The sequence below is a fragment of the Bacteroides sp. AF34-31BH genome (genome assembly GCF_003602795.1).
GTDB classification, from domain to species: Bacteria; Bacteroidota; Bacteroidia; order Bacteroidales; family Bacteroidaceae; genus Bacteroides; species Bacteroides uniformis.
The window spans coordinates 662,401-684,471 of sequence record NZ_QTLV01000001.1 but is presented as its reverse complement, the minus strand read 5'-3'; the positions used below and the strand labels follow the sequence as shown (position 1 = coordinate 684,471).

The 22,071-nt window shown below is 45.4% G+C and carries 16 protein-coding genes; 14 read left to right on the top strand and 2 right to left on the bottom strand.

The window, feature by feature from the left end:
- The first annotated feature begins 102 nt into the window (after window positions 1-102).
- The 7 genes from DWZ67_RS02940 to DWZ67_RS02910 are packed head-to-tail and all read left to right on the top strand — an operon-like array spanning window position 103 to window position 11,942.
- A complete protein-coding gene (locus DWZ67_RS02940; protein ID WP_120138099.1) occupies window positions 103-3,033 on the top strand; it encodes a GH92 family glycosyl hydrolase in 2,931 nt (976 codons plus the stop codon).
- Window positions 3,034-3,051: 18 nt separating this feature from the next.
- Window positions 3,052-3,915 (top strand): endonuclease/exonuclease/phosphatase family protein, encoded by an 864-nt coding sequence (locus DWZ67_RS02935; RefSeq protein WP_044468243.1) that lies wholly within the window; start codon window positions 3,052-3,054, stop codon window positions 3,913-3,915.
- Between the two features lie 13 nt (window positions 3,916-3,928).
- Complete coding sequence (locus DWZ67_RS02930) at window positions 3,929-5,071, top strand: alkaline phosphatase (RefSeq protein ID WP_120138098.1); 1,143 nt, start codon at window positions 3,929-3,931, stop codon at window positions 5,069-5,071.
- A 21-nt stretch (window positions 5,072-5,092) separates the two neighbouring features.
- Window positions 5,093-6,697: an MGH1-like glycoside hydrolase domain-containing protein gene (locus DWZ67_RS02925; protein ID WP_005830037.1), complete on the top strand. Its 1,605-nt coding sequence runs from the start codon at window positions 5,093-5,095 to the stop codon at window positions 6,695-6,697.
- A gap of 14 nt (window positions 6,698-6,711) precedes the next feature.
- The gene (locus DWZ67_RS02920) at window positions 6,712-8,163 is read left to right on the top strand and encodes a glycoside hydrolase family 125 protein (protein WP_005833321.1); all 1,452 of its coding nucleotides are present in this window, start codon (window positions 6,712-6,714) and stop codon (window positions 8,161-8,163) included.
- Window positions 8,160-10,481: a glycoside hydrolase family 20 protein gene (locus DWZ67_RS02915; protein WP_016273081.1), complete on the top strand. Its 2,322-nt coding sequence runs from the start codon at window positions 8,160-8,162 to the stop codon at window positions 10,479-10,481. Before DWZ67_RS02920 ends, DWZ67_RS02915 begins: the two co-directional genes overlap by 4 nt.
- Window positions 10,482-10,493: 12 nt before the next feature.
- Window positions 10,494-11,942 (top strand): PA14 domain-containing protein, encoded by a 1,449-nt coding sequence (locus DWZ67_RS02910; RefSeq protein WP_120138097.1) that lies wholly within the window; start codon window positions 10,494-10,496, stop codon window positions 11,940-11,942.
- A gap of 1 nt (window position 11,943) precedes the next feature.
- On the opposite strand, the gene DWZ67_RS02905 is transcribed toward DWZ67_RS02910, so the two are convergent.
- Together DWZ67_RS02905 and DWZ67_RS02900 are read right to left on the bottom strand one after the other, a co-directional pair.
- Complete coding sequence (locus DWZ67_RS02905; protein ID WP_117865986.1) at window positions 11,944-13,116, bottom strand: xylose operon transcription regulator XylR; 1,173 nt, start codon at window positions 13,114-13,116, stop codon at window positions 11,944-11,946.
- A gap of 67 nt (window positions 13,117-13,183) precedes the next feature.
- The gene (locus DWZ67_RS02900) at window positions 13,184-13,618 is read right to left on the bottom strand and encodes an acyl-CoA thioesterase (RefSeq protein WP_005830048.1); all 435 of its coding nucleotides are present in this window, start codon (window positions 13,616-13,618) and stop codon (window positions 13,184-13,186) included.
- An 80-nt stretch (window positions 13,619-13,698) separates the two neighbouring features.
- On the opposite strand from DWZ67_RS02900, the gene DWZ67_RS02895 reads away from it, so the two are divergent.
- The 7 genes from DWZ67_RS02895 to DWZ67_RS02865 all read left to right on the top strand — a co-directional run bounded on the left by DWZ67_RS02895 (window position 13,699) and on the right by DWZ67_RS02865 (window position 22,056).
- Complete coding sequence (locus DWZ67_RS02895) at window positions 13,699-14,262, top strand: L-threonylcarbamoyladenylate synthase (RefSeq protein WP_005830050.1); 564 nt, start codon at window positions 13,699-13,701, stop codon at window positions 14,260-14,262.
- Between the two features lie 8 nt (window positions 14,263-14,270).
- On the top strand, window positions 14,271-16,061 hold the full coding sequence (locus tag DWZ67_RS02890; RefSeq protein ID WP_117865985.1) for a chloride channel protein: 1,791 nt from the start codon (window positions 14,271-14,273) through the stop codon (window positions 16,059-16,061).
- A gap of 173 nt (window positions 16,062-16,234) precedes the next feature.
- Window positions 16,235-17,206, top strand: a complete 972-nt coding sequence (gene fmt, locus DWZ67_RS02885; protein ID WP_120138096.1) for a methionyl-tRNA formyltransferase — start codon at window positions 16,235-16,237, stop codon at window positions 17,204-17,206.
- Window positions 17,207-17,471: 265 nt separating this feature from the next.
- Complete coding sequence (rpe, locus tag DWZ67_RS02880) at window positions 17,472-18,122, top strand: ribulose-phosphate 3-epimerase (RefSeq protein ID WP_120138095.1); 651 nt, start codon at window positions 17,472-17,474, stop codon at window positions 18,120-18,122.
- Between the two features lie 58 nt (window positions 18,123-18,180).
- A complete protein-coding gene (locus DWZ67_RS02875) occupies window positions 18,181-20,217 on the top strand; it encodes a ComEC/Rec2 family competence protein (protein ID WP_120138094.1) in 2,037 nt (678 codons plus the stop codon).
- Between the two features lie 86 nt (window positions 20,218-20,303).
- The gene (locus tag DWZ67_RS02870) at window positions 20,304-21,341 is read left to right on the top strand and encodes a DHH family phosphoesterase (protein WP_005830066.1); all 1,038 of its coding nucleotides are present in this window, start codon (window positions 20,304-20,306) and stop codon (window positions 21,339-21,341) included.
- Between the two features lie 103 nt (window positions 21,342-21,444).
- Window positions 21,445-22,056 carry a DUF4827 domain-containing protein gene (locus tag DWZ67_RS02865; RefSeq protein WP_005830068.1) on the top strand — a complete coding sequence of 204 codons (612 nt, stop codon included), beginning with the start codon at window positions 21,445-21,447 and terminating at the stop codon, window positions 22,054-22,056.
- Window positions 22,057-22,071 lie beyond the last annotated feature (15 nt).

The following is a 22,071-nucleotide window of genomic DNA, read 5'->3' as shown; positions in this document are numbered from 1 at the left end:
CTTCTTTTTTTTTCATTTGCAAAGGCTATTCATAAAATCATTTTAATATACGGAGAGACGGCATTCCCGACAGTCTGCAGCGCTCTTCAAATATACAGTCTGATGAAATTAAAAACTCTTATATGTGCAACTACTGCCTTTTGGGCTTGCTGCTCTTGTACATCCGGTGAACTATCTCCCGTAGACTATGTAGACCCTTTTATAGGTACCGGCTTTCATGGGCATACTTATCCGGGGGCAACCGTTCCGTTCGGGGCGGTACAGTTAAGTCCTGACACGCGTGCCGGAAACTGGGATGCTTGTTCGGGGTATCATTATAATGATACGACTCTAAAAGGTTTTTCACACACACATTTAAGTGGGACCGGATGCATTGATCTTGGGGATATACTGTTTCGTCCTACTACGCTGAAACCGGATTTGACTACCGAAAACATTTACCAGCCGGCGGCTTTTTCCCATAAAGACGAAGATGCTTCTGCCGGATATTATTCGGTTGTTCTGAAAGAAGAAGGAATAAAAGCTGAATTGACGGTAACGGCACACGCCGGTATGCACCGCTATACGTTTCCTTCCGGCAAAGAAGCATCTATTATTATAGATTTGACTCATTTGCTTGATAACGAATATATTTATGAGGCTGAACTTGAACAGACTGCCGCCAACGAAATAATAGGTATGCGCAGAACCAGGGGATGGACGGACAATCAGTACGTTTATTTTGTAGCCCAGTTCTCGAAACCTTTTCAGGCCATAGACTTTATACAGAATAAAAAGATGGTTTCTGCAGGAGTTAAGTTGATCGGTACCGATTTGCAGGCTTGCTTGTCCTTCGATAATAGTAATGGAGAGCCGGTTATAGCCAAAGTTGGATTATCCATTGTCAGTGAAAAGAATGCACGTGAGAATTTGGAAACCGAGGTGATAGGTTTCGATTTTGATGCCGTGCGTAGTGCTGCCCGTTCCGCTTGGGAACAAGCTCTCTCTGCTATTACGGTAGAAGGCGGCAATACGGACGACTTGAAGAATTTCTATACAGCCATGTATCATTCTATGGTTGTACCCAATGTCGTGAGTGATGTCAATGGTGAGTACCGCCGTCATAATATGGAGGTTGGGCAACTGCCAAAAGGTAAAGTGCAATATTCTACATTTTCGCTTTGGGATACTTTCCGTGCATGGAATCCGTTGATGACTTTGATTGATACAACTTTGGTCAATAATATGATAAATTCCTTTCTGGACATTTACGAATCTTCGGGTGAACTTCCTATCTGGCCACTTTCTGCCGGAGAGACGGGAACTATGATTGGTTATCATGCAGTGTCCGTTATAGCAGATGCTTATATGAAGGGTATTAGAGGATTTGACGCGGAAAAGGCGTTGGAAGCTATGGTAGTTTCTTCTGAAAAGAACAAAAAGGGAGCTGATTACTATATTCAGAATGGCTTTATTCCTTCTAATATAAAGAAAGAGTCCATCTCTTGTTTGCTGGAGTTTGCCTATGATGACTGGTGTATTGCACGTATGGCTCAGGAAATGAGTAAGGATGATATTTATCAAAAGTATATTCAACGTTCCCAGAACTATATCAATGTTTTTGATGGTAATACAAAATTCTTCCGCCCCAAGCGGATGGATGGGAACTGGGAAACTCCCTTCAATCCTATTGAGGTAGGTCGTGCCTATACGGAAGCCACAGCCTGGCAGTATCGCTTCTTTGTACCTCACGATGTAAGCGGTATGGCACAACTGTTTGGTGGTAAGGAAGAGTTTATTACCGTACTCGATTCTATCTTTACTGTAGAGTCGGATATACATGGCGATTTAGTGGATATTACCGGACTGATAGGTCAGTATGTTCATGGCAATGAGCCGAGCCATCATATCGCCTATCTGTACGATTACGTGGGACAGCCTTGGAAGACGCAAGAAATAACACGTCGTCTGCTCCATGAAATGTACGCTCCTACGCCTGAAGGAATCATTGGTAATGAAGATTGTGGACAGATGTCCGGTTGGTATATATTATCCAGCTTGGGTATTTATTCAGTTTGTCCAGGAAGCAATGAGTTTGCACTGACTACTCCTCTATTTGAGAAAGCGGTTGTCAATCTGGCAAATGGAAAGACTTTGACCATCCTAGCCAACAATCCGAAGAAGAATGTCTATATCACAAAAGTAGAATTGAACGGTCAACCGATAGATGTAAATTTCATTACTTATGCACAGTTGATGGAAGGTGGAGAACTTCGTTTTACTTTGTCCGACAAGCCGAATATGGAGAGAGGTGTTTCCTCTGAAGCATCCCCTTATTCCTATACTAAAGATGAAGTCGTTTCCATTCCCTATGTGGATAAGGATTTGAACTTGTTTATGGATAAGGTAACGGTTGCATTGGCTACAACAACCAAGGATGCCGAAATCAGATATACATTGGATGGCAGCGAGCCCACAGAACAGTCGGCAGTGTACGGGCAACCTTTTGAACTGGACAAGACCACTTTGATAAAAGCCAAAGGATTCAAGGAAGGTCTCCGTTCAAGCAGAACATTATCCATATCGGCAACGAAAGCTGAATTAAAGGCTGCTCTTTCTGTAAATCCTACTCAGAACGGTACATCTTATAAGTACTTTGAAGGCACTTACCAGAAAGTGGCTGATGTAGAAAAGTCACCGTTGCTGGAGTCTGGTGTCATGCCCGAACCTTCTATTAAGGGTGCTAAGCAGGAGGATCATTTCGGTTATATCTTTTCTGGATTGATAAATGTTCCCGAAGATGGAGTCTATACTTTCCAGACCCGTTCGGACGACGGCAGTGTCTTGTACATTCACGATGAGCAGGTAGTCAATAATGATGGTTCCCATGCTGCAATTCCTGCTACCGGAATGGTTGCACTGAAGAAAGGTTTTCATCCTTACAAGCTCTATTACTTTGAAGATTATGAAGGTGAGCATTTAAGCTGGGCTTGGAAACTGCCTTCTGCCGAGAAGTTGGCACCCATTCCTGCATCGGCTTTATTTGTGAAATAATAGTTTAATATATATGCTATGAGAAAGTTATTTTTGTTATTTTTACCTTTGTTCGCTGCATCATGCGGACAGGTGAAGCAGCAGGCATCTGCACCAGAGCCCGTTAATGTCATGAGTTTCAATATTCGCTATGACAATCCGGAAGATAGCTTGGACAACTGGCAATACCGTAAAGACCGCGCGGCAAATGCCATCCGTTTTTATGATGTGGATATATTGGGTACGCAAGAAGTGCTTCATAATCAGTTGGAAGACCTTAAACAACGATTGCCGGAATACGGAGTCATCGGTGTAGGTCGTGAAGATGGAAAGGAAAAGGGTGAATATAGTGCACTCTGGTATAAGAAAGATCGTTTCAACTTGCTGGATTCCGGCTATTTCTGGTTGAGCGAGACTCCTGAAGTTGCCGGTTCCAAGGGCTGGGATGGAGCTTGTGAGCGTATCGCTTCATGGGCAAAACTGCAAGATAAAGTAAGTGGCAAGGAGTTCTTCGCATTGAATACCCACTTGGATCATGTAGGTGTTGCTGCACGTCGTGAAGGTATAAGCCTTATGCTGGATAAAGTAAATGAGTTGAGTGGTAACTTACCCGTAGTAGTAACGGGCGACTTTAATGCTAGTCCGGAATCGGATGTCATCAAACACGTGACTGACCCTTCCAATCCGGAACACTTGACAGATGCGCGCCAGGCATCGGCAATTGTTTATGGTCCGGCATGGAGTTTCCATGATTTCGGAAAGATTCCTTACGATAAACGTCCGCTGATTGATTACGTATTTGTACGTAATGGACTGAAAGTTTTGAGGTATGGTGTATTGGCTGAAACAGAGAATAATGCTTTCCTTTCCGACCATGCCCCTATCTTAGTAACGGTTGAATAATAAAACAATAATTATGAATAAGATATTAAGAATATGTATCGTTATGCTCTTGGCAGTCTTGCTACTGCCGGTAGAGTTATCGGCACAAAGCCGCCGTGATAAAGAACAGACCTATGTCTTGGAACATCCCTATGAGGTGACAAAGATTGCTGCTCCCCAAGGTAAGAAGATAAAGAATGTCATCTTGATGATTGGTGATGGCATGAGCCTTATGCACGTATATTCTGCTTGGACAGCCAATCGAGGCAAGTTGTTTTTGGATAACTGCCAGGTAGTAGGCTTGTCTAAAACCTATTGTGCCAACAAGCTGATTACAGACTCGGGAGCGGGTGGAACAGCCATAGCTACGGGGCGGAAGACAAACTATCATTCTGTGGGTGTAGATACCGAAGGACGTCCTTTGAAATCATTGGTAGACCTGGCTGCTGCTAAAGGTAAATCGACCGGTATAGCGGTGACTTGCCGTCTGTGGGATGCCACTCCTGCTGATTTTTGTTGCCATAACAAGGATAGGGATGCGGAAGCTGAAATCGTAGCAGATTACGTTAATTGCAGTGCCGATTATGTATTCGGTGGAGGTGCCAAGCTTTTCGAAAACCGTGAAGATGGACGTGACTTGTTTAAGGAACTACGCGATAAAGGATTTCAGACTCCTCGCAGTTGGGATGAATTGGCTGGCATAAAGAGTGGTAAGGTATTTGCCGTACCTTATCCCGTCGATACTCCTCTTCCTGCTGAACGTGGCGACCTTTTGGCACGTGCTTCATTGAAAGGTATCGAATTGCTGGACCAAAATAAAAACGGTTTCTTTATGATGATAGAAGGTTCGCAGCTGGATGACTACGGACACTTCAATGACATTGATTTGCTGATGCAGGAAACACATGACTTTGACCGTACTATCGGTGCCATTTATGAATGGGCTGCCAAGGATGGAGAAACATTGGTAGTAGTTACTGCAGACCATGAGACTGGTGGACTTACGTTGGTTGATGGAGATTTGGCAGAAGGCAGAATCGTATGTAAGTTCTCTACCGGTGGTCATAGCGGTGTAATGGTACCAGTGTATGCTTTTGGTCCCGGTGCAGAGGAGTTTACAGGGATTTTTGAAAATACTGCTATCTTTGACAAGATAAAAAAACTGCTCAATTTGTAATTTAAAAAATAACTATTTCCTATGTTGAAACACATTTTATTGGTAAGCTTGCTTTCTTTTTCCACTCTCCCTTTGCTGAAAGCTCAGAGCTGTGGCAATGATGAAAAGTATCATTTGCCTTATAAAAATACATATGTAAAGGAACCGCTGGTCACTGAAAATGAGTATCGTGTGGCAAAACCTGAGACGATTGTGCCGAAAAGCTTCGAAGAAGCTCGGCAGATTCTTCCCAATCCCATTTGGGGTGGACATGACAAGGAACTTGAAATGTATTGGAAGGCATGGGAAATAGCTATCGGCAATATTCGTGCTCCTCAAGCAGGCTCGGGTTTTGTCTCAAGCTATTTGGATACAGCTTATAATGGTAATATCTTTATGTGGGATTCCTCTTTCATTCTGATGTTTGCCCGCTATGGTACCCGTTTCTTTCCTTTCCAGAATACGCTGAACAACTTTTACGCCAAGCAGCATCCCGACGGTTTCATTTGCCGTGAAATAAAGGCGGATGGTGCCGATTGCTTTGAACGCTATGATCCGGTGAGTACCGGACCGAATTTGATGCCTTGGTGTGAGATGGTCTATTTCCATCAGTTTGGTGATACGGAACGCCTGCACAAGATATTTCCGGTACTTTGTGCTTATTATAAGTGGTTGAAATTGAACCATACTTGGAGAAATGGAACCTACTGGTCAAGCGGATGGGGGACCGGCATGGATAATATGCCCCGTGTTCCGTCGGAATACAGCCCTATCTACAGTCACGGGCATATGATTTGGTTAGATACAAACCTACAGCAATTATTTACTGCCAATTTACTACTTGAGATGGGCTTTTATCTGGAACGTTGGCAAGAGATAGAAGAGTTTGAAGACGAAGCCAAAATGCTGGGAAAATATATCCATGACAATCTTTGGGATGAAAAGACCGGTTTCCTTTATGACCAGTATGCTGACGGTACGCTCTGTACAACCAAGGGAATAGGTGCCTATTGGGCTCTGTTTACTGATGTATTGGATTCTGTACAGTTGGACCGCATGGTGAAGGAATTGGATAATCCTGCCACATTCAACCGGAAACACCGTATTCCTTCTTTGTCTGCCGATAATCCCAAGTACAAGGAGAATGGCCGTTATTGGCAGGGTGGCGTATGGCCGGGAACTAATTACATGGTGATGCAGGGCCTTGTGCAGAAAGGTTATGGTAAACTGGCACGGGAGATTTGTTTGAATCATTATGCCCAGGTGTTTGAGGTCTATAAGAAGACTGGAACTTTTTGGGAATATTATGCTCCGGAAAGTGCTGAGCCGGGATTTATGGCAAGGGATAATTTTGTGGGTTGGGCAGGACTTCCTCCTATTGCTGAATTGATAGAATTTATTATCGGTATTCGGGGAGATTATGCCAAAAAGCAGATTATCTGGGATATGAATTTGACGGAGATTAACGGCATAGAACGCTATCCTTTTGGTCCCGAAGGGCTTATCTCCTTAAAAGCTGAAGCACGCCGTTCTGCAAGTGATGAACCTCGTATTACAGTAGATTCCAATATCGATTTTGAACTGTGTGTACTCTATGGTGGAAAAGAGAAAAAGATAAATGTGACATCCGGTAAGCATACCTATTAAAGAAGAAATCAATCATGAAAAACAATATGTCAAGACGCCAATTTCTGAAGACTGGCGGGCTTGCCTTGGCTGCAATGACCTTTCAGCCCGCTTCCGTATTATCTTCATCCGGGACTTTCAGCCAGAGATATGTTTCGTTGCGTCCTTCTGCAAGCAAAAGGAACTTCATTTCGAAGGCAGTAGATGCTGCCATTGAAGAAGCAAAGCCTAAAATAAAGGACGAGAAGTTGCGTTGGATGTTCGAGAACTGTTTTCCCAATACGCTTGACACTACTGTCAGATATAGAGTGAAGAATGGCAGACCAGATACTTTCGTCATTACAGGTGATATAGATGCCATGTGGTTGCGCGACTCTTCAGCGCAAGTATGGCCCTATCTGCCGTTGATGAAGAAAGATAAGGACTTGCAGTTGATGGTGGCAGGACTTGTCAACAGACAGACTGAATGTATCTTAATAGACCCGTATGCCAATGCCTTCAACGACGGGCCGTTGGGCAGCTATTGGGAAACCGACCATACACAACATATGGCTAAGGAACTGCATGAACGCAAATGGGAGATAGATTCTTTGTGCTATCCCATTCGTCTGGCTTATCATTATTGGCAATACACGGAAGACACGTCTGTGTTCGATGAAAATTGGCATAAAGCTATGCTGCTGGTGGTCAAGACCTTTAAAGAGCAACAGAGGAAACAAGGCTTAGGACCTTATAGCTTTACGCGCGATTGCGACCGCCCTACAGATTCGCAGATTAACAACGGATGGGGAGCACCGGTAAAGCCGGTCGGCTTAATCGTTTCTTCTTTCCGTCCGTCAGATGATGCTACACAATACGGTTTTCTGATTCCTGCTAATATGTTTGCGGTTGTGTCATTGCGCCAATTGGCTGAGATAGAGGATAAAGTTTATGGAAACAAGGACTTCTCCGGAGAATGTATAACATTGGCAGATGAAGTGGATGCAGCTATCCGTAGGTATGGTACTTTCAATCATCCGGTTTGTGGGCGTATTTATGCTTTTGAGGTCGACGGTTTTGGTAACGCGCTTTGTATGGACGATGCCAATGTACCCAGTTTGCTGGCTGCGCCTTATCTGGGTTATTGTTCTTTTAAAGATGCGATTTATCAGAATACCCGTAAAATGATATGGAGCGGCAATAATCCTTATTTCTTTAAAGGAAAAGCCGGTGAAGGGGTAGGAGGCCCTCATGTGGGATTGAATTATATCTGGCCGATGAGCATCATTATGAAGGCTTTTACAACGGATGATTCCGAAGAAATACGTGCTTGTCTGAAGCAACTTCGTGATACGGATGGAGGGACGGGCTTTATGCATGAGTCTTTCCATTCGGAGGATGCCGCGGACTTTACTCGTTCCTGGTTTGCCTGGACAAATACTTTGTTCGGTGAACTGATACTGAATACAATCAAGGAATATCCCAACTTATTATCCCAAATACTATGAAGATAAGATATTGGTTACTGGCTATGTCATTCATTTTTCTCTCTTGTGGGAGAGTGGCTGATGATGTAGAGGCAAACTATGGTATTATACCCATGCCGAATGAACTTGCTCCAATGCAGGGAGTGTATGTCTTGCAAGGGAAAAAAACAGTGGCTGTCCCTTCCGGGGAAGCCGCGATGAAAGTTTTTCATTATTTGGAGGATGCGTTGAAAAACACTTCTGTAACGCTGAAGGATATTTCGGAAACGGGAAAGGCCGATATTTGCTTATCTATAGATAATTCCTTGCCCAATGAGGCCTATACATTGGAGGTTTCTTCCGATAGGATAAATATATCTTCCAATGAAACTGCCGCCGGATTTTTTTATGGTGTCCAGTCTTTGCTGCAGCTCATGCCGGCAGCCATTTATGATGGTGACCGGAAATACGAAGGAAAGATTAGGATTCCTGCTGTCAGCATTACGGATGCTCCCCGTTTCCCTCATCGTGGGGCCATGATGGATGTAGGACGTAATTTTCTGCCAAAAGAGGAAGTGCTGAAGTTTCTTGATTTGATGGCATTTTATAAACTGAATAAATTCCATTTTCATCTGACGGATGACCAAGGGTGGAGGATAGAAATAAAGAAATATCCGAAACTGACCGAAATAGGCTCTTATCGTAAACAGACCCAGATAGGACATTCGGATTACTATTTCCCACGGCGCTACGATGGAAAAGAAAAGAGGGGCTATTATACACAGGAAGAAATAAAGGAAATTGTGAAATATGCATCCGACCGTTTCATTACGGTCATTCCCGAAATTGAAATGCCGGGACATGCATCCGCAGCACTGGCTTCCTATCCGGAACTTTCTTGCGGACTGGGAAAGACTTATGTGGTGCGTGATTATTTTGATGTTTTTGATGAGGTCTATTGTCCCAAAGAGCATACATTTGAATTCTTACAAAATGTGCTGACCGAAGTTATGGAACTCTTCCCCAGCCATTATATCCACATTGGTGGAGATGAGTGTCCCAAGAAAGCATGGAAGAAGTGTGCCCATTGCCAGCATTTGATGAAGTGGGAAGGTCTGCCCAACGAAGAAGCTCTGCAAAGTTGGTTTATCCATCGGATTGAGCAATTTGTGAACAGTAAAGGGCGTGACATCATCGGGTGGGATGAGATTCTGGAAGGAGGGCTTGCTCCTAATGCTACCGTCATGTCATGGCGTGGCGAGAAAGGAGGTATCGAAGCGGCTCGCCAACGGCATAAAGTCATTATGACACCCGGCAAGAAGTGTTATTTGGACTACTATCAGGAAAGTCCGGAATTTGCCCCGTTGGCTATCGGCGGTTTTCTTCCGTTGGATACGGTGTACAATTATAACCCGCTTCCTGCTGAACTGACTCCGGAAGAACAAGCTTATATAATAGGTGTACAAGCCAATATCTGGGGAGAGTACATACAGACTCCCGAATATTTTGAATATATGGCTTTCCCTCGTTTGCTGGCTATGTCAGAGGTGCAATGGACACAGCCGGAACATAAGGACTTCGAGTCGTTTGCCCGTAGGCTGGATAAGGAGTTTGAACGATTGGATTATTGCGGAGTGAATGCTTGCCGTAACTTCTATGAAGTCAATCAGGCTGGTGCGTGGAACAAGTCGCAGCAGACTTATGAGGTGACTTTGAACACCTTCTGTCCGGATGCCGATATTTACTATGCGGTAAATGATTCAACGGTCAACACTTCATCTTCCCTTTATGAGACTCCGATACCGTTGGACGAGGATGCAACTATTTATTCGGCAGTTTACAGAAGCGGTAAGCCGCTAGGGAAAGTGACCCGCAAGAGTTTTGCTGTAAACAAGGCAACCGGATGTGACTATACTTGTAATCCTAAAGCAGGATGGGAACACTTGAATAAAGGCTTCGGGCTGACTGATGGACGACGTGGCTATGCCCGCGACATGCGTCGCTGGATTAGCTTCTACCAGGATACTGTACAGATTGTAGTGGAACTGAAGAAACCTCAAAAAGTCAAGGAAGTGGCCTTTTCTTCTTTATGGCGGCCGGTAAATGAGATATGGCCGGCAAGAGCGATGGGTGTCTCTGTTTCAATGGATGGTCAGACTTTTATTCCGGTGGGCACTAAACGGCTGACTTATGATTTTAGCTTGACGGAAGGCACCCGTTTTCCGGCATCTCTTTCATTTGCCGAAACGGAAGCTACATTTGTCCGCTTGGAATTATTGAGTGGTGGCTTGTGCCCGAAAGGATATTTTCATGAAGGGTTGCAGAGTGAGTTGGCAATAGATGAAATAGAAATATATTAATCTCAAGAAATTATGAAGAAAATAGTTGTTCTTTTAGTTGTACTGTTGGGCTGTATGCCGGTAACGGCTTTTGCGCAGAAGCAATTCTTTTTTAAGGATGGCAGGTTTGTAGTAGCACAGTTTACAGATTTGCACTGGATGCCGGGTTCTGCAAAGTGTGCCGAAACGGCAGCTACTATCCGTGCTGTCCTGGCAGCCGAACATCCGGACATTGCTATACTGAGTGGGGATGTGGTGACCGATGACCCTGCTATGGATGGATGGAAAAGTGTAGTGGATATTTTCAATGAAGCCAAGATGCCTTTTGTGGTGATGATGGGAAACCATGATGCAGAATACTTGACGCGCAATGAAATCTATGATTTCCTCTTGAAGTCTCCCTACTATGTGGGTGCAAAAGGCCCTGAAGATATTATGGGATGTGGTAATTGTGTGATTTCTATTTATAGTCCGGAGAAGAAGGACCAGGTAGAGGCATTGCTCTATTGCATGGATTCCAACGACTATCAGCCTAATAAAATCTATGGTGCTTACGACTGGATTCATTTCGACCAAATAGAATGGTACAGAAAGCAAAGTAAGCACTTTGCAGAGAAGAACGGTGGTAATCCCGTTCCTGCTTTGGCCTTTTTCCATATTCCGCTGATTGAATACAACGAAATCAGAGGTGACGGGAAAACTTATGGCAATGACAAAGAAGGTGGAGTTGCCTCCGCTAACATCAATTCCGGTATGTTTGCTTCCTTCCTTGACATGAAGGATGTAATGGGAGTATTTGTAGGACATGACCATGATAACGATTTTATAGGAATAGATAAAGGTATTGCATTGGGATACGGACGGGTGACCGGTGCGGATGCGTATGGAGAGTTGACGAGAGGAGCCCGTATCATTGAACTGTACGAAGACCAATTCAAATTTGATACATGGATTTCCACTCCTTCGGGAAAGGAGGCTGCCTACTATTACCCTTCAGGCCTGAATTCGGATGAGGAGCAGAGTATGGCTTATTTGCCGGCTACGGGAACTTCTCCCAAGAAGCAGGGTGTGGCATATACCTATTATGAAGGCAAATGTAAACGTGTTGCCGATATTGCCGCCTGCAATAAAGTGAAGGAAGGGGTGATGAAGAACTTCTCGATTGAAAAAGCAGCCGTCCCTGATCATTTTGCTTATGATTTTCGTACGTTGGTGAAAATTCCAGAAAGGGGAGTATACCGTTTCTATACTTTTTCCGATGATGGCTCTAAACTATACATAGACGGTAAATTTATTGTTGATAATGACGGCGGACACAGCGGGCGCCGTGCCGAAGGGAAAGTCGCTCTCGAAGCAGGGTACCACGAGTTGCACCTGCTGTATTTCGAAGATTACATGGGCCAGGAATTGGAAGTCGGGTATTCGGGACGGAATGTTCTGGAAACCGTGTTACCTGATACCATGTTGTTTGTACCGGATTAAATCAGCGCTGGTAACTCTTTGTCTGGTACTCTTTCCGATATTCATTGGGAGAGACTTTCTTCAAAGCTTTGAATTGGCGGGACAAGTTCTTCAGATTGTTTATTCCGACTTGTTCCGCCACATCTGCAATCGGAGCATCACTGGCCAACAGCAATTGGGCAAAACGTTCCATCCTAAGGTTGAAGATGTATTTGTGGATGGATTGCTGGGTGACTTGCTTGAAGCGAATCTCCAATAAACGGCGTGATAATGGTACTTGTTTCACTATATCCGATACAGTGATATCAGCCGCTATATTCTGATGGATATATTTCAGAGCGGTTTGGATATGGGCATCGGTGGTGGAATAGAAGTCGGTCGAAAGCCGGTTGATGATATTGACTGGTTGGAGCACTACGTCCCGATAAGTGGCCTCCTCATCATTCAATAGATGTTCTATGAGGGCGGCTGCCTCAAATCCGCCTCTTACAATGTTTTGGCTGATACTGGATAGGGGAGGGTCTGAAAGATTGCATATAATCTCATCATTGTCGACTCCTAATATTGCTATCTTGTCGGGCACTCTGATGTTGTTGACTTTACAGATTTCCGTAATGCGGTTACCTTGATTGTCGTCGCAAGCCATGAGTGCCGTAGGTTGTGGTAATGACTTTAACCAGTTGAGCAGGGGCGGTGCTTCATAAAACCATAAGTCATCAAGGGATTGGTCCTGATAAGAATAGAAATTGTTTCCAAACCCTTGGGCTGCTATACATTCATAGAAACCCTCGCAGCGTTCTTGTGACCATACCGTATCGCGATAACCGTAGAATGCGAAGTTCTGAAAGCCTTTACTCAGAAAAAACTCTGCTGCCATTCTGCCGGTCTTGCGGTAATCGCCGGTGATGTTTGGAATATTGCTGAACCTTGATTTATAATCCTGGGCCAATGCGATAATTCCGTTTTCACGGAATAGCTCCACATTGTCATCATTGTCAAATCTGCCGATGATTGCATCTGCCTGCCATGTCTTTGCCCATTTCAAGACTCCTTCTATACCATGACTGTTTTTGTAGGAGGGTGGCATACGGCATACTACCCATGGCTCATGGCTTTTGGAATAGGCCAATACCCCCTTTAGCAGATTGTACGAAAAGGACTCTGTAAAATCGGTCAATAATATCAATCGAATCATAGCAGTTGACTAAATGTAACTGATTGTTACTTATACAAATGTTAGCTTAATTGACAAATATAGGATTTTATTTCTTTTTCTTCAAATCTTTTCCCTCATATTTGCAGATTGCTTCAATCCATTTTTCTTCCAGTGGCTTGGACTCGTGTTTGGCGAGGTCGAAGGCTACCATGACGGAGGTACATACGCATTTTACTTCTTGGGTTTCCGTATCAATGACCCGTTGGGCGAGGTGGAAGCTTTTGGTTCCTATCTCAGTGACGGCAGTTTGCACGGCGATATGGTCCGAACCATAAATCTGTGCGAGGAAGTTTGCTTCAATATGGACGACAACGATACCATCCTTTTCCCAATCTACATCCGGGCATACGGAAGCGAAATATTCCGTTTTTCCTAAATCATAAAAAGAGAAGTAAACAGTGTTGTTTACATGGCCGAATTTGTCGACGTCATTGAAGCGTAGTTGTATGGGCAGGGTGTGGTTAAATTGAATTTCTTCCATTGTTTTCTCTTAAACTTTGTTTATAATCGCTGCAAAAATACTATTTTTGCGTGTTAATCCGTGAACTTATATATCAAGAAATGATAGAAGACATCAAAAAAGCCTGCCAGGTAATGAGCGAGGGCGGGGTAATTCTGTATCCGACAGATACGATTTGGGGTATAGGTTGTGACGCTACCAATGAAGAAGCGGTGCGCCGTGTATATGAAATCAAGCAACGCTCTGACAGTAAGGCGATGCTGGTATTGGTAGATTCTCCGGTAAAGGTGGATTTCTATGTGCAGGATGTTCCGGAGGTTGCCTGGGATTTGATAGAACTGGCTGACAAGCCCCTTACCATAATTTATTCCGGAGCGCGTAATCTGGCTCCTAACTTGCTTGCCGAAGATGGTAGTGTAGGTATCCGTGTCACCAGTGAGGCATTTTCAAAACGGCTTTGTCAGCAGTTCCGCAAGGCGATAGTCTCTACTTCTGCCAATGTCAGCGGGCAACCGTCTCCCGGTAACTTCAGTGAAATAAGTGAAGACATCAAGTCTGCGGTGGATTATATAGTAGGATACCGCCAGGAGGAAACGGGACGCCCGAAACCGTCCAGTATCATCAAGTTGGGCAAGGGCGGAGTCATTAAGATTATTCGCGAATAAAAGGAAAAATGGCAGAGGACAAGAGGAGTTTGTTGCAGCGCTTCATCATATGGCGCGAAAAGAATATCAAGGAAAAGCAGTTCATACTGATTCTCAGTTTCCTTGTAGGTATCTTTACGGCATTTGCCGCACTGATACTGAAAGTCATCATACACTGGATACAGAACTTCCTGACGGACAATTTCAATGCGACGGAAGCCAACTACCTTTATCTGGTCTATCCGGTAGTGGGTATCTTCCTGACCGGATTGTTTGTCCGCTACGTGGTGAAGGACGACATCAGTCATGGTGTTACCAAAATCCTATACGCCATCTCGCGGCGGCAGGGACGCATCAAACGGCATAACACTTGGTCGTCCATCATAGCCAGTTCCATTACCATCGGTTTCGGTGGTTCGGTCGGGGCAGAGGCGCCTATTGTGCTGACGGGTTCGGCTATCGGTTCCAATCTGGGAACCATCTTCAAGATGGAGCATCGTACGCTGATGCTATTGGTGGGATGTGGTGCTGCCGGTGCGGTTGCAGGCATTTTCAAGGCGCCGATTGCCGGTCTGGTATTTACGCTGGAGGTACTGATGATAGATTTGACAATGTCCTCCTTGTTGCCGTTGCTGATATCTGCGGTGACGGCTGCAACTGTTTCCTATATCGTGACGGGTACGGATGCCATGTTCAAATTCCATCTGGACCAAGCTTTCGAATTGGAGCGTATTCCGTATGTCATTATGCTGGGTATCTTCTGCGGATTGGTTTCCCTTTATTTTACCCGGGCCATGAACTCTGTGGAAGGCGTGTTCGGAAGGTTGAGAACTCCCTATAAGAAACTGATAATGGGCGGTGCCATGCTGAGTATCCTGATATTCCTTTTCCCACCGTTGTATGGCGAAGGTTACGATACGATAGAATTGTTGCTGAATGGGATGAGCAATGCCGAATGGGACACGGTGATGAATAATTCCTTCTTCTACGGGCACGGCAATCTGTTGCTGATATACCTCATACTGATTATTCTGTTCAAGGTCTTTGCCTCGAGTGCCACGAATGGCGGGGGCGGTTGCGGCGGTATCTTCGCACCTTCGTTGTATCTGGGTTGTATTGCCGGTTTTGTCTTTTCACATTTCAGCAATGAAATAGAGATGACGGCTTATCTGCCCGAGAAGAACTTTGCCTTGATGGGAATGGCGGGGGTCATGAGTGGGGTCATGCACGCTCCGCTGACCGGCGTGTTCCTCATAGCCGAGCTTACGGGAGGATACGACCTGTTTCTGCCACTGATGATTGTTTCCGTCAGTTCCTATCTTACCATCATCATGTTCGAGCCTCATAGTATCTATTCCATGCGTTTGGCCAAGAAAGGAGAACTGTTGACGCACCATAAGGACAAGGCCATCCTTACCCTGATGAAGATGGAGAATGTGGTGGAAAAGGATTTTGTGACCGTGCATCCCGAAATGGATTTGGGCGAACTGGTAAAGGCCATTTCTGCCTCGCATCGCAATGTCTTTCCCGTGACGGATAAGGAAGGGGTGCTGATTGGCATTGTCTTGTTGGACGATATCCGGAACATTATGTTCCGCCAGGAGTTATATCATCGCTTCACGGTGGGAAAACTGATGACTTCGGCTCCGGCACGTCTGTATGATACGGACAGTATGGAGCAGGTGATGCGCACCTTTGATGATACGAAGGCGTGGAATCTGCCGGTGGTGGATGCGGAAAACAAATACTTGGGCTTCGTGTCCAAGTCGAAGATATTCAACTCGTACCGTGAAGTATTGGTACATTTTTCAGAAGACTGAGGACTTTTTGGTATTTACTATTTTACTATTTACAAGTTACTATTTGCCGTTCGGGGTGATGGGGCATTGTAAATCGCAAAGAAGATGCTTCGTACATTGTAAATGGTAAATTGTAAATGGGCAAATGAGTTGCCTCGCAAATGGTACATTGTAAATGGTAAATTGTAAATGAAATGGTGGAAAAGAAGAATTTGAGGATTGTATATATGGGTACTCCCGACTTTGCGGTGGAGGCTCTTCGTTGTCTGGTAGAAGGAGGTTACAATGTGGTGGGTGTCATTACGATGCCCGACAAGCCTGCCGGACGGGGACATAAGCTCCAATTCTCTCCGGTGAAACAGTATGCACTGGAACATAATCTTCCGCTTCTTCAGCCGGAGAAACTGAAGGATGAGGCTTTTGTGGAGGCGTTGCGTGCATGGAAGGCCGATTTGCAGATAGTCGTTGCCTTCCGCATGTTGCCGGAGGTGGTATGGAACATGCCGCGATTGGGCACCTTCAACCTGCATGCTTCCCTGCTTCCGCAGTATCGCGGCGCAGCCCCCATCAACTGGGCGGTGATTAATGGTGATACGGAAACGGGCATCACCACTTTCTTCCTGAAACATGAGATTGACACCGGTGAGGTTATCCAGCAGGTACGGGTACCCATTGCCGATACGGACAACGTGGGTATCGTCCACGACAAACTGATGCTGTTGGGCGGTCGCCTGGTGGTAGAAACCGTAGATGCCATTCTTGCCGGTACAGTGAAAAGTATTCCTCAAGAAGAAATGGCCGTCGTGGGTGAACTGCGTCCGGCACCGAAAATCTTCAAAGATACTTGTCGTATTGACTGGAACCGCCCGGTGAAGCGTATTTACGATTTTGTACGCGGCCTTTCTCCCTATCCTGCCGCTTGGACGGAGCTGGTCCAACCCGGTGGAGAATCTGTTGTGGTAAAAATCTTCGAGACGGAGAAAATAGGGGAATCCCATCAGCTGGCTCCCGGAACCTTGCAGACAGACGGGAAGACCTATATCCGCGTTGCTGCCGAAGATGGCTTTGTCGGCATCCGCTCCCTCCAGCTTCCGGGCAAGAAGAAACTGAAAACGGATGAACTGCTACGCGGCTTCCGGTTGACGGAAGGATACGTGATGAAATAACTGATTGTCATTCAATAACTTCCTACTGCAAGACTACTGCACTCGTTTTGCAGCGTCACTGCAAACCGCTTTGCAGTGTTGCTGCAACTAATATGCAGTGTGACTGCAACTGCTTTGCAGTAGCACTGCAACACGTTTGCAGTGACGCTGCAAAAGGTATGCAGTAAGTTTGCAGTGAGAGTTTTGACTTCCAATGTTAGGCTGAATTAAATCTTTTCTCTATATTTGTACATAACAAAGTTCGTAAACTTTAGAACATAACATTATGAAACCAATCATATCCCCTTCTATTCTCTCTGCCGATTTTGGTTATCTGGCACGAGACATTGAAATGATTAACGAAAGTGAGGCGGACTGGGTACATATCGACATCATGGACGGTGTGTTTGTCCCTAATATTTCTTTCGGATTCCCGGTACTGAAGTATGTGGCAAAGCTGTCGCAGAAACCGCTGGATGTGCATCTGATGATTGTGCAGCCGGAGAAGTTCATCCCGGAGGTGAAGGCTCTGGGGGCACATGTCATGAATGTGCATTACGAGGCTTGTCCGCATCTGCACCGTGTGGTGCAGCAAATCCGCGAAGCAGGGATGCAGCCGGCGGTAACAATTAATCCGGCAACTCCCGTATCCTTGTTGAAGGATATTATTAATGATGTATACATGGTGCTGATAATGAGCGTAAATCCTGGCTTCGGCGGACAAAAGTTCATAGAGCATTCTCTTGATAAAGTACGCGAGTTGCGTGAATTGATAACGGTTACCGGTTCGCAGGCCTTGATAGAAGTGGACGGTGGCGTAAACTTGGAAACCGGTTCGCGCCTGGTAGAGGCTGGAGCAGATGTACTGGTGGCAGGCAATGCCGTTTTCTCGGCTCCCGATCCGAAGGAAGCTATCCGTGCATTAAGGAATCTGTAATCCGTCTTCTGGATTGATAATCGACAGCTGGCAACGGCATCCTTTCCTTCGACTGTTGATGCCGTTGGTAGTTGGTATTTTGTGTGGAGATGCGTTTCCACACGTGCTTTCTGCATGGGAGTATGTGGCAGGTTTTCTGCTTTTTCTTTTTATTATAGGTAGATACAAGCATACCGGATGGGTGTATGGAGCGGCGGTATACCTTTTCTTGGGTGGTACGGGGGGCTGCTTGATGAGTTGGCAGCAGGGAAAGACGGTATTTCCCTTTTCGGGCAAACCTGCTGTTTATAGGGTTTGTATCCGCGAGCATCCCGAAGAGAGGGAGCGCAGCATATTGTGCAGGGTTGCCCTGCTGGGAGAGGTAGAGAAGGATACAGTTACGGGTTGCCCCCGGAATCATCTTTTTCTGGCTTATTTTCCGAAAGATTCTGCTACGGCCACTTTGCGCCGTGGTGATGAGTTGCTGGTATCTACCCGGCTTGTTCCTCCGGCAAACAATGGTAATCCCGACGAGTTTGACTATGCCCGCTACCTGAGGCGGAAAGGCTATAGCGGCACGGCTTACGTGGCTGACGGACATTGGCGGAAGACGGGGCATGATGCCTCTCGCACTGTCAGCCAGGTGGCACTGGATTATAGGGAGAAAGTGGTTGGCTTATACCGGAGTTTGGGTTTTGAAACTGATGAATTGGCGGTACTTGCTGCGTTGACAGTGGGGGATAAAGAGGAACTGAGTGATGATATTGTGGAGACCTACTCCGTTTCGGGAGCCAGCCATGTACTGGCACTTTCGGGGTTGCACATAGGTTTTCTGTATGCTTTGCTCTTGTTTGTGCTTCGTCCTTTGTGGAGGCGATGGCGGCGGTTAAAACCTTTGTTGCTTTTGCTTCTGGTCCTTTTCTTGGTGAGTTTTGCTTTTTTCACGGGATTGTCTTCCTCGGTGGTGCGGTCGGTCGTCATGTTCTCTTTGTTGGCGTTTGCCGGTTTGCAGCCGGAAAAGCCGCTGACTCTGAATACGCTGGCGGCAACTGCTTTCCTGATGCTGCTGTGCAAGCCGGTCTGGTTGTTTGATGTCGGTTTTCAGTTGTCATTCTCGGCGGTTGCAGCTATTGTACTTGTACAGCCTAAGTTATATGCCCTTTGGAAGGTTGACAATCGTTTCCTGCGATATTTGTGGGGACTTATGACAGTGTCTGTGGCGGCTCAGCTGGGCACGGCCCCTTTGGTCATTTTCTATTTCTCCCGTTTTTCCACTCATTTTCTGTTGACTAATCTTTGGGTAATTCCCATGGTGTCGCTCGTTCTGTATTCTGCTGTCTTTCTGTTGATGCTTACGCCGCTGCCTTTTGTACAACATCTGTTTGCAAGGGTAGTAGAGGCATTGGTACATGTCCAGAATGAAGTGCTCCGCTGGATAGAGCATCTTCCCGGCGCTGCTGTTGATGATATTTGGCTGGATATATGGGGTGTTTTGCTCGTCTATCTGTTCTTGGGGATGGCATATTATGGCTTTCTACGCCTTACGGTACGTAGAGTATGCTTTGCGTTGCTGGCATTGTTGGCAGTGGTTTCCTGGCATTCCCTTTCCATCATGTCCAATGCTCCCCGGCAGGGGATTGCTTTTTATAGCGTGAGAGGCTGTCCCGTTGTCCATTGCATGGCAGACAACCGTCATTCTTGGTTGGCATGTGCCGATAGCTTGCCGGATATGCCGCGTCTGTGCCGTGCCCTTTCTCCGCATTGGAACCGCCTGCGTCTGGAGACTCCCCGATTGGTTGCCGGAGATTATACCACTTCCGGCTTATCCATGCGTAACCAGATTGTCTCTTACGCCGGTAAGCGCATCTGTCTTCTTTCCGACAACCGTTGGAGAAACAAGAACTCTTCCCATCCCCTTTCAGTTGATTATCTGTATGTCTCCAAGGGGTATCAAGGTGGGATAGAGGAACTTACTTCGCTCTTTTCCATGGGCATGGTGGTGCTTGACGCTTCTCTTTCAGACTATTATCAGAATAAGATTGCCTATGATTGCGTTCGCTTAGGTATTCCCTATCTTCTTCTTTCTCAAAAAGGTTCTTACCGCATATTGTTATAAATCACAAACTTTTCGTACTTTTGCCCCTTCAATTTGTTATAAACGCCAAATAGTAAATAGTCAATCGTCAAATAGTAAATAAAAATATGTTGACCAAAGTAATAGAACAATCCAAGATAGACCATTTCACCAAATGGTTTGACCGTGCAGACAAGATAGTAATCGTTTCGCATGTGGGTCCCGACGGGGACGCCATCGGCTCTTCTCTGGGCTTGTGGCACTTCTTCAGCTCGCAGGGAAAGACGGCGAATGTTATTGTGCCGAACGCCTTTCCCGACTTCTTGAAATGGATGCCCGGGAGCAAGGACGTCCTTCTGTACGACCGCTACAAGGAGTTCGCTGACAAGCTGATTGCCGAGGCGGATGTCATTTGTTGTCTGGACTTTAATGCTATCCATCGTATAGATGCCATGGGTGACGCTGTTCTTGCATCCCCGGCAAGAAAAATACTGATAGACCATCATCTCCATCCGGAGGATTTCTGCAAGATTATCATTTCCCATCCGGAGATATCTTCCACTTCGGAACTGGTTTTCCGCCTGATTTGCCGTATGGGCTATTTCAGTGACATTTCAAGGGAAGGAGCAGAGTGCATCTATACGGGTATGATGACGGATACCGGCGGGTTTACTTACAATTCCAATAACCGGGAAATCTATTTCATCATCAGCGAACTGTTGTCGAAAGGTATTGACAAGGACGAGATTTACCGTAAGGTGTTCAATACTTATTCAGAAAGCCGTTTGCGCCTAATGGGATATGTCTTGTCACAAATGAAGGTCTATCCGGACTATCATGCAGCCTTAATTTCTCTGACTAAAGCCGAACAAAGCCAGTTCGACTATGTGCGTGGAGATAGTGAAGGGTTTGTGAACATTCCTTTAAGCATCAAAGGGGTGATTTTCTCTTGCTTCCTGCGTGAAGATACGGAGAAGCCGATGATAAAGATTTCTTTACGTTCGGTCGGTACATTCCCCTGCAATCAGCTGGCTGCCGAGTTCTTTGGCGGCGGCGGTCATTTGAATGCTTCCGGCGGTGAATTTTATGGAACGATGGATGAGGCCCGCAAGGTCTTTGAGCAGGCTTTGGAGAAATACAAACCGCTGCTGAATGCCAAAGGATAAAAAAAGTTCAGTTGTAAAGGTTAAAAGTTACGAACTTTCTATCCGCAGCTTTCAACTTTCAAGGAAATCAGATACTTTTGTACGAAATTACTAAATAACAGAAATGAAGAAACTTACTTTATTCTTTTTTGCCTTACTTGCAGTTTGTTTAGCCTTCCAGGCATGCGATAATTCTAAAACTTATGCCGAAATGCTTGAGGAAGAAAAAGATGCCATCAAAGCATTTATCAAAGACAGTAGCATTGTCGTTATTTCTCAAAGTGAATTCTATGCGCAAGATTCGACAACGGATGTAAGCAGGAATGAGTATGTGCAGCTGGCAAGCGGGGTGTATATGCAGATTGTGGATAAAGGTTCGACGAATCCTGCAGATACAGTTAAACCGAATGATTTGATTTTGGTGCGCTTTGAAGAACAAGGGTTGATAGCTGTTGGAGGGGTGAAATCGTATATAACCAATATGAATAGTCCGACTGTTGTGGATGAGTTTAGATATTCTGTTACTTCTTCGTCTATTGCCGGACTTTTCACTCAAGGCTATATGCTTATATATCATGGTTCGTCTGTACCTGCTGGCTGGCTGGTTGCGTTGAATTATATTCGTAACGGAGCACATGTGAAGCTGATTGTTCCTTCCAAGATGGGACAGTCGGATGCTATGCGGGACGTTCATCCTTATTATTACGATTTACATAAACTCCAAATTTGGAACTAACCGATAAATTTTAAA